Below are 12,489 nucleotides of genomic sequence, written 5' to 3'. Positions count from 1 at the left end.
CTGTACCGCCGTGAGCCTTTCGTTCACGGAATGCAGCCCCGGTGATGCCACAATCGATGGACCACCAAGGAATCACCCGGTATGGCCACTCGCAACCGCATGCCGCCCTGGCATGAGATCTTCAAGGCTCCCAGCGGCCACGAGCTGCTGATCCGCCCCATCCGCCCGGAAGATGGCGCGCCGCTGCAAGCAGCGTTCAGCCTGTTCGGGCCGGAAGAAATCCGTGATCGTTTCCTGCAGGCGGTGACCGAGCTTTCGCCGGAAACCACCCAGCGCCTGACCCACCCGAATCCGAAGACCGAGATCACCCTGGTCGCTGCCGAATCCCTGCCCGCCGGTGAGGCGGTAGTCGGCGCGGTCGCCCGGGCCTCGATCATCCCCGGTACCCGTGAAGCCGAGTACGCGATCCTGATCAGCCGCTTCCTGATCGGCCAGGGCCTGGGCCGGCAGCTGATGCGCAAGCTGGTGAAATGGGGCCGTGGCAAGTACCTGGACCGCCTGTACGGCGACGTTGCCGCCGAGAACGAGCCAATGAAGCAGCTGGCCGCCTCGCTGGGCTTCAAGCCGGTCCCGCACCCGACCGGTGCCGAGGGCCTGGTGCGGATGGTGCTGGAACTGGACAACTGATGGATGCGCCGGGCATCGCCCGGCGCGTCATTCCGGTAGTGCCGGCCGCTGGCCGGCATTGCGTTCCCCCAACGGCACATGAGGCTGCCGGCCAATGGCCGGCATGACCCACCGGGCTTCGATCGGGCTTCTGCTAAAATCCGGGGTCCATGTCGCGTACCTCATACCCCGCCCCGCCGCTGCCGCGCGCCGGCCAGCTCCGCGCCTGGTGGCGCGCTCCCGCATCGCCGACCGCCCTGGCCTGGTATCTGGCCCAGGCCGCGCGTGCGCACGACGCCCCGCTGCTGGTGATCGCCCGTGACAACCACGGCGCCAACCAGCTCGAAGCCGACCTGCAGACCCTGCTCGGCGGCGACCCTGCCCTGCCAGTGGTTGCCTTCCCGGACTGGGAAACCCTGCCCTACGACCGCTTCAGCCCGCATCCGGACATCATCTCGCAGCGCCTGTCCGCCCTGCACCGCCTGCCCGAGCTGAAACGCGGCCTGGTGATCGTGCCGGTGCAGACCCTGCTGCAGCAGCTGGCCCCGCGCAGCTATGTGATCGGTGGCAGCTTCGACCTGAAGGTTGGCCAGCGCCTGGACCTGGAAGCCGAGAAGCGCCGCCTGGAAAGCGCCGGCTACCGCAACGTGCCTCAGGTGATGGACCCGGGCGACTTCGCGGTGCGCGGCGGCCTGCTCGACGTGTACCCGATGGGTGCCGAGGAGCCGCTGCGGGTGGAGCTGCTGGACGAGGACATCGACTCGATCCGTGCCTTCGATCCGGAAAGCCAGCGCTCGCTGGACAAGGTCGAGGCGGTGCACATGCTGCCGGGCCGCGAAGTGCCGATGGACGAAGCCAGCATCGCCCGCGTGCTGGCCACGCTGCGCGAGCGCTTCGATGTCGATACCCGGCGCAGTTCGCTGTACCAGGACCTGAAATCCGGGCTGGCCCCGGCCGGCGTCGAGTATTACCTGCCGCTGTTCTTCGAACGCACCGCCACCCTGTTCGACTATCTGCCCGAAGGCAGCCTGCCCGTGGTCTGCGTGGGCGCTGGCGAAGCAGCAGAAACGTTCTGGGCGCAGACCGCCGAGCGATACGAGCAGCGCCGCCACGACGTCGAACGGCCGCTGCTGCCGCCGTCGGCGCTGTACCTGTCGCCGGAACTGCTGCGCGAACGACTGAACGACACTCCTCGCATCGAGGTATGGTCGGCTGACCACGCGCGCATCGCAGATGCCCATGCGCTGGGTGACCAGCCGCTGCCGCCGCTGCCGGTGGCCGCGCGCGAAGCACCGGCCGGCGATGCGCTGAAGTCCTTCCTCGGCCACTACCCGGGCCGCGTGCTGATCGCTGCCGATTCACCCGGCCGCCGTGAGGCATTGCTGGAAGTGCTGCAGGCCGCCGAACTGAAACCACCGGTAGTGGCCGACCTGCCCAGCTTCCTCGCCGACGACGCGCGCTTCGCGATCGCGGTGGCGCCGCTGGAGGATGGCTTTGCGCTGGACGATCCGCGCATCGCGGTACTGACCGAGCGCCAGCTGTTCCCTGAGCGCGCCGGCAGCACCCGCCGCACGCGCCGTGCCGGCCGCGAACCGGAAGCGATCATCCGCGACCTCGGTGAACTGACCGAGGGTGCGCCGATCGTGCACGAGGACCATGGCGTCGGCCGCTACCGTGGCCTGATCGCGATGGACGTCGGCGGCATGCCCGGCGAATTCCTGGAAATCGAATACGCCAAGGGCGACCGCTTGTATGTGCCGGTGGCCCAGCTGCACCTGATCAGCCGCTACTCCGGCGCTTCAGCGGAAACCGCGCCACTGCATTCGCTCGGTGGCGAGCAGTGGAGCAAGGCCAAGCGCAAGGCCGCCGAGAAGGTGCGCGATGTGGCTGCGGAGCTGCTGGAGATCCAGGCCCGTCGCCAGGCGCGTGCCGGCCTCGCACTGCAGGTGGACCGCGCGATGTACGAGCCGTTCGCCGCCGGTTTCCCGTTCGAAGAAACCCCGGACCAGTTGGCTGCGATCGACGCCACCCTGCGCGACCTGTCCAGCAGCCAGCCGATGGACCGCGTGGTCTGCGGCGACGTCGGCTTCGGCAAGACCGAGGTCGCCGTGCGCGCCGCGTTCGCCGCCGCCAGTGCCGGCAAGCAGGTGGCCGTACTGGTGCCGACCACGCTGCTGGCCGAGCAGCATTACCGCAACTTCCGCGACCGCTTCGCCGATTACCCGATGAAGGTCGAGGTGCTGTCGCGCTTCAAGAGCACCAAGGAAATCAAGGCGGAGCTGGAGAAGGTTGCCGCCGGCACCATCGACGTCATTGTCGGCACCCATCGCCTGCTGCAGCCGGACGTGAAGTTCAAGGACCTGGGCATGGTCATCGTCGACGAGGAGCAGCGTTTCGGTGTGCGCCAGAAGGAAGCCTTGAAGGCGCTGCGCGCCAACGTGCACCTGCTGACCCTGACCGCTACGCCGATCCCGCGCACGCTCAACATGGCCATGGCCGGCCTGCGCGACCTGTCGATCATCGCCACGCCGCCGCCGAACCGGCTGGCGGTGCAGACCTTCATCACCCAGTGGGACAACGCGCTGCTGCGCGAAGCCTTCCAGCGCGAGCTGGCACGCGGTGGCCAGCTGTACTTCCTGCACAACGACGTGGAAAGCATCGGCCGCATGCAGCGCGAGCTGTCCGAGCTGGTGCCGGAGGCGCGCATCGGCATCGCCCACGGGCAGATGCCGGAGCGCGAGCTGGAAAAGGTGATGCTGGATTTCCAGAAGCAGCGCTTCAACGTGCTGCTGTCGACCACGATCATCGAATCGGGCATCGACATCCCCAACGCCAACACCATCATCATCAACCGCGCCGATCGCTTCGGCCTGGCCCAGCTGCACCAGCTGCGCGGCCGTGTCGGTCGTTCGCACCACCGTGCCTACGCCTACCTGGTTGCCCCCGACCGTCGTTCGATCACCCCGGATGCCGAAAAGCGCCTGGAAGCAATCGCGTCGATGGACGAGCTGGGCGCCGGCTTCACCCTGGCCACGCACGATCTGGAAATCCGCGGCGCCGGTGAACTGCTGGGCGAAGACCAGAGCGGGCAGATGGCCGAGGTCGGCTTCAGCCTCTACACCGAGCTGCTGGAACGCGCGGTTCGCAGCATCAAGCAGGGCAAGCTGCCCGACCTGGATGCCGGCGAGGAAGTGCGCGGTGCCGAGGTCGAGCTGCACGTGCCGGCACTGATTCCGGAAGACTACCTCCCGGACGTGCACACCCGCCTGACCCTGTACAAGCGCATTTCCAGCGCGCGCGACAGCGATGCACTGCGCGAACTGCAGGTGGAGATGATCGACCGCTTCGGCCTGCTGCCGGATGCGGCCAAGCACCTGTTCGCCATCGCCGAGCTGAAGCTGAAAGCCAACACGCTGGGCATCCGCAAGCTGGACCTGGGCGAGAGCGGTGGCCGCATCGTGTTCGAGTCCAAGCCGAACATCGACCCGATGGCAGTGATCCAGCTGATCCAGAAACAACCGAACCTGTACGCCATGGAAGGGCCCGACAAGCTACGCATCAAGCACCCGCTGCCGCTGCCGGAAGACCGCTTCAATGCGGCCCGCGCCCTCCTGACCACCCTCGCCCCGGGTTGATCGCCCCCGAACACCCCGCACCGGTCCCCCACCCGGTGCGGGCGGATGACCATGTTCCCTGACGCCGTACCCGCTCCCAACCTGCTGCACGCGCAGGCCTGCCTGATCGATGCTCTCTCGATGTCGCTGCAGATGCGCGACGCCTATACCCGCCACCATTGCGACCGCGTCGGCCTGCTCGCGCAGCGCCTGGCCGCACGCTGCGATCTCGACGATGAAGCCTGCGCGCAGATCGGCCTGGCCGCGCGCTTCCATGACATCGGCAAGATCGGCATTCCCGACGATGTGCTGCTGGCCCCGCGCCGGCATACCGACGAGGAGCGCGCGATCATGCGCGAGCATCCGGTGCGTGGCGAGCACATTTTCATGGCCACCGGCCGCAGCGATGCCGTTTCGGTGGCACGGCTGATCCGCACCCATCACGAGGCCTTCGATGGCAGTGGCTATCCCGATGGCCTGCGCGGCGAAGACATTCCACTCGGCGCACGCATCGTCACCATCGCCGATGCCTACGACGCGATGACCAGCGTGCGCCCCTACCGCACCGCGATGGAGCACGAAAAGGTGCTGCGGATCATCGACGAGCAATCCGGCGGCCTGATCGATCCCTACGTGCTGCAGCGCTTCCATCGCATGCTGGCGCAGGAACCGGCGCTGGCCTGAGATCCGCCGGGCATGGCCCGGCGCTACCGATCGGACAAACAAAAGGCCCGGCGTTCGCCAGGCCTTTCGCTTCACGCATCACGTGCGATCGATTACCAGATCACCACGCGCTTGTCGTCGGCACGCACCATCGCGTCACCGGCCTTGCACTGGAACGCGGCGGCATACGACGGCATGTTCGACGGCGCGCCGTTGGCACGGAAGTTGGCCGGGGCATGCGGGTCGGTGTTCAGGCGCACACGCAGCTCACCATCGGTGAAGTTGCGGCGCCACACGGTGGCCCAGTTCATGAAGAAGCGCTGGTCCTGGCTGTGGCCGTCGACTTCCACGTTCGCCTTCGGGTCTTCCTTCAGCGCCATCTTCAGCGCGTCGTAGGCCACGGTCAGGCCACCGAGGTCACCGATGTTTTCGCCCAGGGTCAGCTTGCCCTTGACGAACACGCCCGGCACCGACTCGTAGCCATCGAACTGCGCGACCAGCTGGTCGGTACGCTCGGTGAAGGCCTTGCGGTCGGCGTCGGTCCACCAGTTGTCGAAGTTGCCGTTGGCGGCGAACTGGCTGCCCGAGTCATCGTAGCCGTGCATCATTTCGTGGCCGATGACCGCACCGATGCCGCCGTAGTTCAGCGCCGGATCGGCCTTGGCGTCGAAGAACGGCGCCTGCAGGATCGCCGCCGGGAACACGATCTCGTTCTTGGTGGCGTTGTAGTACGCGTTGACGGTCTGCGGGGTCATGCCCCACTCGGACTTGTCCACCGGCTTGCCGATCTTGTCCAGCATGTAGCGGTAGTTGAACGCACGTGCCGCCTGCATGTTGCCCAGGTAGCTGTCAGCGTTGGTCTGCAGGCCCGTCCACTCGCGCCACTTGTCCGGGTAGCCGATCTTCGGGGTGAAGCTGGCCCACTTCTCCAGCGCCTTCTTCCTGGTCTCTTCGCCCATCCACGGCAGCTGCTCCAGGCGCGCCTTCAGCGCCACCGAGAGGTTCTCCACCAGGTGCTGCATGGCCACCTTGGACTCGGCGGGGAACACGGCGTCGACGTACAGCTGGCCCAGGGCTTCACCCATGCCGCCGTTGACCGACTCCAGTACACGCTTCCAGCGCGGCTGCATCTCCTGCTGGCCGCGCAGGGTCTTGCCGAAGAACTCGAAGTTGGCCTTCTCGAACTGGCTGCTCAGGTACGGCGAGGCGTCGTCGATGGTGTGGAAGCGCAGGTAGGCCTGCCACGTGGCAGCCGGCACGTCGGCCAGCATCTTGTCCATTTCACCGAAGAAGCCCGGCTGTGCCAGCGAGAACTTCTGCGCGGCCGGCACCTTCAGGGTGTCGAACAGCGCGGTCCAGCTGAAGTTCGGGGTCAGCTTGTCGGCGTCGGCGGCGCTGAGCGGGTTGTAGCGCTTGGCCGGGTCGCGCATTTCGATGCGCGACATCGAGGCCTTGGCCAGGCGCGTTTCGAAGGCCATCACGGCCTTGGCCTGCTCGGCAGCCTGCGCCGCGTCCACGCCGGACAGCGTCAGCACCTGCGCGATGTAGGCCACGTAGGCGTCGCGGATCTTGGCCTGCGCATCGTCGAAGTAGTAACCCTTCTCCGGCAGGCCCAGGCCGCCCTGGCCGACGTAGGCGATGACGTTGGCCGAATCCTTGTAATCGGCATTGGCGAACAGCGAGAACAGCACGCCCCTGCCCTCGGCCTGGCTGTCGCGCAGGTACTGGGTGATGGCGGCGGTGTCGTTCAGCGCGGTGATCTTGTCCAGCTGCGGCTGCAGCGGAGCGAGGCCAGCGGCTTCGATCTTGGCTTCGTCGTTGCCGGTCTTCCAGATGTCACCGATCTTGGCTTCCACCGAGCCGGCCTTGGCCTGGCTGGCGGCGGCCTGCTGCACCAGTGCGTGCTGCACTTCCAGCGAGCGCTCGCGCAGGATCTCGAAGCTGCCCCAGGTGGTCTGGTCGCCCGGCACCGGGTTGGCCTTCAGCCACTTGCTGTTGACGAAGCCATTGAGGTCGGTACAGGCCGAAATGGCCGGATCGAGGTCGGCGCCGTTGAGGCTGATCAGCGCGGTCTTGATCTGCGACTGGTCGAAGGCCGGCTTGGCGTCGGCGTTGGCGGCCGGTGCGGTTTCATTCTTGCCACAGGCGGCCAGCGAGGCAGCGATGGCGATGGTCAGGCCCAACGGGGCCAGGTTGCGGAAGTTCATGAGGCTCTCCTGCGGGTAATTTCACAGGGTAGCCGGGCAGGCCCGCGGCGGGGACCGCCAAAGGTCACAGGGGGAACGCCCGTGGTCGCAATCGGGTAGGTGCGGACCGTTGGTCCGCACACACCCAGCAGAGGAATACCCACCAACGGTGGGTATCTACTTATTTCGCCTTGCCCTGGTTGGCCACGGCTTCGGCGGCCTTGCGCGCCGCTTCCGGGTCGCCCAGGTAGCGGAACGACTTCACCGTCAGGTCGTCGTTCAACTCGAACAGCAGCGGAATGCCGGTCGGGATGTTCAGCTCGAGGATTTCCTCGCGCGAGACGTTGTTGAGGTACTTGTAGAGTGCGCGCAGCGAATTGCCATGGGCGGTGACCAGCACGGTCTTGCCGTCCTTCAGCTGCGGCGCGATGGCGTCGTGCCAGTACGGCAGCACGCGGTCCAGCGTGGTGGCCAGCGATTCGGTGCCCGGCAGCGCGTTGCGGTCCAGGCCAGCGTAGCGGCGGTCATGGATCGGGTGGCCCGGATCTTCCAGGTCCATGGCCGGCGGCGGGATGTCGTACGAACGACGCCACACCTTGACCTGGTCCTCGCCATGCTTGGCAGCGGTCTCGGCCTTGTCCAGGCCCTGCAGGCCGCCGTAATGGCGTTCGTTGAGGCGCCAGGACTTGTTCACCGGCAGCCAGTCCTGCTCCAGCTCGGCCAGCGCACCCTGCAGGGTGTGGATGGCGCGCTTCAGCACGGAGGTGTGGGCGACGTCGAACTGCAGGCCTTCCTCGCGCATCAGGCGACCGGCGGCAGCCGCTTCCCGGCGCCCCTGCTCGGTCAGGTCGACATCGACCCAGCCGGTGAAGCGGTTGTCCAGGTTCCACTGGCTCTGGCCATGGCGCAACAGTACGAGTTTACGGGTCACTGCAGGGTCTCCAACGCGAGGAAAGGCAGGCCGCCATTGTAGCCCCGGGCGCCGCTCACCGCGCCGTGGCCCCACACATGCGATGCTGCAACCAATGAATACGGTGATCGACCCCGGACGCTGGGAAGGCAGCGTCGCCGCGGCCCGCGAGCAGCAGATCCAGCTGGCCGGTCGCGTGGAACGCCAGGACCGGCTGCCACGCACGGTGCGCTGGCTGGCCGGGCTGGATGTCGGCTTCGAGGATGACGGCGCCACCACCCGTGCCGCTGCGGTACTTCTGGATGCGAAGACGCTGCTGCCTGTAACGCAGGAAATCGCGCGCATCCCTACTGTGATGCCCTACATCCCCGGCCTGCTCAGCTTCCGCGAGTTGCCGGCGCTGCTGGCCGCATTGGCGCTGCTGCCGCGCGCACCGGACCTGGTGTTCGTCGACGGCCACGGCATCAGCCATCCGCGGCGGCTCGGCATCGCCGCGCACCTGGGCGTGGTCACCGATCTGCCAAGCATCGGCGTGGCCAAATCGAAACTGGTCGGCCGCTTCGTCGAGCCGGGTGCCGAGGCCGGTTCGCATACACCGCTGCTGGACGGTGACGAGCAGCTCGGCTGGGTGCTGCGCAGTAAGGTGAAATGCAAGCCGCTGTTCGTGGCCGGTGGCCATCGGGTCAGCGCCGATACTGCGCTGCACTGGGTGCAGCGCACGTTGCGCGGATATCGGCTGCCGGAGCCGACCCGGCTGGCGGATCGGCTGGCCTCGCGGCGGGGTAGAGTCGACTGTTAGTCGATTGCTCTTCGGCAAGGTCGCGAAAATGCCCGCGCTGCGCGCGATAGTCGACTAACAATCGACTCTACCAGGCCGGCTTCACCCGGGCGGTTTGACCCGATCGATGCCCTTGCATCTTCAATCAGCGATGCACGTGGCCGCGGTGGCCCTGCGCGTCCTCGCCGTGGTCATGGCCTTCATGGCCCTCGTGCTCACCGCCCTTGGCCGGCGCCGGCTCGCCACAGGCTTCACCGCAATGATCCGCCTCGATCTGCAGCGTCACGTGCTCGATACCGAAGTCATCGTGCAGGCGGCCACCCAGCTCTCGACGCAGTGAATCAGCGTCGGTGCCATCACGCATCACGATGTGCGCGGTCAGCGCCGGGGTGCTGGAGGCCAGCGCCCACACATGCAGGTCATGCACGTCCATTACCGCAGCGTGGCCGGACAGGCTGTCGCGCACCTTGGCCACGTCCATGCCCTTGGGCACGCCTTCCAGCAGCACGTTGATCGCCTCGCGCATCAGCACATAGGTGCGCGGCAGTACCCACAGGCCGATCAGCACTGCCAGGATCGGGTCGATCGGCTTCCAGCCGGTCCACTTGATCAACAGCGCGCCAGCAATCACGGCCACCGAGCCGAGCATGTCTGCCCACACTTCCAGGTAGGCACCCTTCACGTTGAGGCTCTCGCCGCTGCCGGCCTGCAGCAGGCGCATCGAGATCAGATTGATGACCAGGCCCGCCGCGGCAATCACCAGCATGCCCGACGAGGCAATCTCCTGCGGCTCGCGGAAACGCCCAATGGCCTCCCACAGGATGTAGCCGGCGACCACGAACAGCATCGCGCCATTGATCATCGCGCCCAGCGCTTCCAGGCGCGCATAGCCGTAGGTGCGGCGCGCATCCGGTGGGCGCCGGCTCAGCCGCACCGCGACCAGCGCGATCATCAGCGCCAGCGCATCGGTGGCCATGTGCGCGGCGTCGGACAGCAGCGCCAGGCTGTTGGTCCAGAACGCGCCCACCACCTCGACAACGAGGAAGGTGGAGGTCAGGCCGAGCGCCCACCACAAGGGTTTCTCGTGGCGGATCTCGGATGGCAGGTGATCGTGGTCGTGGCCCATGGCAACAGCTCCTTTGCGATGGGAGGCAGGCTACGCCGGAGGGCGTTGGGAAACTATCACGGTGTTTATAACATTGCAGGCCACCGATACCTTCGCCGGGCATGGCCCGGCGCTACCGGGGGTTCGGATCGCTGGACGATGCCGCCGGGCATGATCCGGCGCTACCCGGTAGCGCCAGATCATGCCTGGCAAGCACAGCGGACCGACGTCCGCCTGCGGTCAGAACCCGAAGCGCAGGCTGGCCCAATAGGCGCGACCCGGCTCGTTGTAGGTGGCCGCGCCGGCATCGCTGCTGTTGGCCTCGCGGAACAGGCGCTTGTCGGCCAGGTTGTTGACGCCGAAACCGAAGCTGACCGTCTCGGTCACCTTGTAGCGCGCGCTCACGCCCCAGATGTTGTACGCACCACGGTCCTGCAGCGCGATCGACGGATCGCAGGTGCCGGTGCAGCGCGGATCATTGTTGATGTTGGTGGTGGCCGGCTTCTGCTTGCCGTAGAAGGTGCCGGTCAGCAGCAGCGACAACTTGTCGGTGGCCTGCCAGTCCAGCATCGTGTTGACGGTGTACTTCGGAATCACCGACAGCGGCTGGCCGGTGCTCTTGTTCTCGTTCTCCACCATGTAGGTGAAGTTGTTGCTCCACTTCAGGCGGTTGCCCTGCTCGCCCAGCAGCGGAATCACTAGGTTGCCTTCAAGCCCCTGCACGATCGCCTTGGGTGCATTCTCCCAGCGGAAGATGCGGCCCTTGGTGTCGGCAGTCAGCCCGATCTGGTTGTAGCCGGCCTGGATCTTGTCCTTGTAGTCGTTGTGGAAGTACGTCAAGGACGCCTGCCAGCCGCTCTGCGGTGCCCACTCGACGCCCAGTTCCTTGTTCAGGCTGGTTTCCGCCTTCAGGTCCGCATTGCCCCGCATGTAGCAGCCGGCACCCAGGCTCGGCAGTGCGTTCGGGCAGCCATTGCCACGGGTGTAGTACAGATAGTCCGGATTCGACTGGTACAGGTTCGGCGCCTTGAATGCACGGGCGATACCGCCCTTCACCACCCAGTCGCTGTTGATGCGGAACTGCGCATTGAGGCTGGGGCTGGTGTTGTTGCCGAACTGGCTGTGGTGGTCGAAGCGCAGGCCCGGAGTGATGATCCAACGCTCGCCCAAGTAGATGTTGTCTTCCACGAATACGGCGGTGGTCTGCGCATCGGCCTTGCCGCGCGCACGGTCGGCCGACAGCCCCGGGAAGCCGCCGCCACTGCTGCTGGACTGGCTCATCGAATACGGGTCGGTCAGGCGGCTGTCGAGGTATTCAAAGCCCAGCGTCCAGATGTTCTCGGCACCGCCCAGGGTGGTCGGGAAGCTCACTTCGCCATCCAGCTGGTAGTTGCGCAGGCGCGAGGTCGACCAGTCGGTGCCGTTGAAGCTGCCTTCCGGACCACCGGCCAGGCCTTCGTTGATGCGCGAGTTGTTCACCGCCTCCACTGCAGCCGTTACCCGCGAGGTCACGTCACCCCAGCGGCCGCGATGGGTGATCGCGCCGGTGGTGCGGTACATGCGGTTGGTCTCGGCCCGCTGCTCGGCCAACGCCCCCAGATCGATCGGTGTCGAGGTACCGGTGGTGCTGACCGCGCGGTCGCCAGCATAGATGTTGCCCTGGCGACTGGTGCCTGCTTCGAATTCAACCACCTGGTTGGCGGTCACGTCCCAGCGCAGCAGTGCGTTGACATCGCGGTTCTTGACGCCCTCGCGACCGGCCGGCGGCACCGCGTTCGGATTCGTCGCGAAGTCACGGTTGAGCGCCAGCGAATCGGCGTCGGTCTTGTTGAGATTGCCGTACAGGCGGAACGACAAGGTGTCGGTCATCGGCCCGCTCAGCTGCAGGCCGACGCGTTCGCTGCCGCCTTCGGCGCTGTGCTCGGGCACCAGGCCATACAGGTCGACCGCACCGGTCAGGTCACCGGTCGGGCGCTTGGTGATGATGTTGACCACGCCGCCGGAGGCACCGGAGCCGTAGCGCGCCGCTGCCGGACCGCGCAGCACTTCGATGCGCTCGATCATTTCCGCCGGCACCCAGTTGGTGTCACCACGCGTATTGCGCTCGCCACTACGGCCCATGCGCACCGCATCGCGTGCACCGATGCGCTTGCCATCGACCAGGATCAGGGTGTTTTCCGGGCCCATGCCACGCAGGTCGATCTGGCGGTTGTTGCCATACTGGCCCGACGCACTGTTGCCGGTCAGGTTGACGCCGGGCATGGTCCGCAGCAGCTCTGCGATGTCGTTGGCCGGGGGGCGCCTGGCGATGTCCTCGGCGGTGATGGTCGAGGTGCCCAGCGCCTGGCGCGCGATCTGCGAGGCGGTGACATGCACCGTGTCGATATCGGTGGCGTCGGCTTCAGCGTGGGCGGTCAGGGCGCTGCCGGCCAGCAGGGCGGCAACGGCAAGCGCCAGCGGGCGCGGCGAAAGGACAACGGCTCGGGACATGATCTGGACCTTCTGGCAGGGCTACGGGGCCTCTGGCAAAGGGCTTGAGGCAACGACGAGGGGGAGGCGGAGCAGTCCTGCAGCAGGCACCTGCAGCCCGTTCCGTGCGCGCATTCTCCCATCAATGCGATTGATTC

8 protein-coding genes are annotated in these 12,489 nt (G+C 66.7%); 4 read left to right on the top strand and 4 right to left on the bottom strand.

The window, feature by feature from the left end; translation table 11 throughout:
- Positions 1–81: 81 nt before the first annotated feature.
- The 3 genes from SMAL_RS06170 to SMAL_RS06160 all read left to right on the top strand — a co-directional run bounded on the left by SMAL_RS06170 (position 82) and on the right by SMAL_RS06160 (position 4,904).
- On the top strand, positions 82–627 hold the full coding sequence (locus SMAL_RS06170) for a GNAT family N-acetyltransferase (protein ID WP_004150340.1): 546 nt from the start codon (positions 82–84) through the stop codon (positions 625–627).
- Between the two features lie 149 nt (positions 628–776).
- Complete coding sequence (gene mfd / locus SMAL_RS06165) at positions 777–4,241, top strand: transcription-repair coupling factor (protein WP_012510475.1); 3,465 nt, start codon at positions 777–779, stop codon at positions 4,239–4,241.
- 45 nt (positions 4,242–4,286) lie between these two features.
- Positions 4,287–4,904 carry an HD-GYP domain-containing protein gene (locus tag SMAL_RS06160; protein ID WP_041864490.1) on the top strand — a complete coding sequence of 206 codons (618 nt, stop codon included), beginning with the start codon at positions 4,287–4,289 and terminating at the stop codon, positions 4,902–4,904.
- Between the two features lie 92 nt (positions 4,905–4,996).
- Here SMAL_RS06160 and SMAL_RS06155 read toward each other — a convergent pair whose 3' ends face one another.
- The gene (locus SMAL_RS06155) at positions 4,997–7,090 is read right to left on the bottom strand and encodes a M13 family metallopeptidase (RefSeq protein ID WP_012510473.1); all 2,094 of its coding nucleotides are present in this window, start codon (positions 7,088–7,090) and stop codon (positions 4,997–4,999) included.
- Positions 7,091–7,250: 160 nt separating this feature from the next.
- Positions 7,251–8,000: a 2,3-diphosphoglycerate-dependent phosphoglycerate mutase gene (gpmA, locus tag SMAL_RS06150; protein WP_004150217.1), complete on the bottom strand. Its 750-nt coding sequence runs from the start codon at positions 7,998–8,000 to the stop codon at positions 7,251–7,253.
- 94 nt (positions 8,001–8,094) lie between these two features.
- On the opposite strand from gpmA, the gene nfi reads away from it, so the two are divergent.
- Entirely contained in the window at positions 8,095–8,778 is a 684-nt protein-coding gene (gene nfi, locus SMAL_RS06145; RefSeq protein WP_012510472.1) for a deoxyribonuclease V, read from the top strand.
- Positions 8,779–8,902: 124 nt separating this feature from the next.
- Here nfi and SMAL_RS06140 read toward each other — a convergent pair whose 3' ends face one another.
- Together SMAL_RS06140 and SMAL_RS06135 are read right to left on the bottom strand one after the other, a co-directional pair.
- Positions 8,903–9,883 carry a cation diffusion facilitator family transporter gene (locus tag SMAL_RS06140; RefSeq protein ID WP_012510471.1) on the bottom strand — a complete coding sequence of 327 codons (981 nt, stop codon included), beginning with the start codon at positions 9,881–9,883 and terminating at the stop codon, positions 8,903–8,905.
- Between the two features lie 219 nt (positions 9,884–10,102).
- Positions 10,103–12,352, bottom strand: a complete 2,250-nt coding sequence (locus tag SMAL_RS06135; RefSeq protein WP_012510470.1) for a TonB-dependent siderophore receptor — start codon at positions 12,350–12,352, stop codon at positions 10,103–10,105.
- Positions 12,353–12,489 lie beyond the last annotated feature (137 nt).

The organism is Stenotrophomonas maltophilia R551-3, assembly GCF_000020665.1.
Lineage (GTDB): Bacteria > Pseudomonadota > Gammaproteobacteria > Xanthomonadales > Xanthomonadaceae > Stenotrophomonas > Stenotrophomonas maltophilia_L.
Note: the sequence above shows the minus strand (reverse complement) of the source record. Positions and strands in the feature narration are given on the sequence as shown.

Bases quoted from the DNA above. Each gene is read 5' to 3' on its own strand.
- SMAL_RS06170 (WP_004150340.1), top strand. From the start codon at position 82: ATGGCCACTCGCAACCGCATGCCGCCCTGGCATGAGATCTTCAAGGCT.
- mfd (WP_012510475.1), top strand. From the start codon at position 777: ATGTCGCGTACCTCATACCCCGCCCCGCCGCTGCCGCGCGCCGGCCAG.
- SMAL_RS06160 (WP_041864490.1), top strand. From the start codon at position 4,287: ATGACCATGTTCCCTGACGCCGTACCCGCTCCCAACCTGCTGCACGCG.
- SMAL_RS06155 (WP_012510473.1), bottom strand. From the start codon at position 7,090: ATGAACTTCCGCAACCTGGCCCCGTTGGGCCTGACCATCGCCATCGCT.
- nfi (WP_012510472.1), top strand. From the start codon at position 8,095: ATGAATACGGTGATCGACCCCGGACGCTGGGAAGGCAGCGTCGCCGCG.
- SMAL_RS06140 (WP_012510471.1), bottom strand. From the start codon at position 9,883: ATGGGCCACGACCACGATCACCTGCCATCCGAGATCCGCCACGAGAAA.
- SMAL_RS06135 (WP_012510470.1), bottom strand. From the start codon at position 12,352: ATGTCCCGAGCCGTTGTCCTTTCGCCGCGCCCGCTGGCGCTTGCCGTT.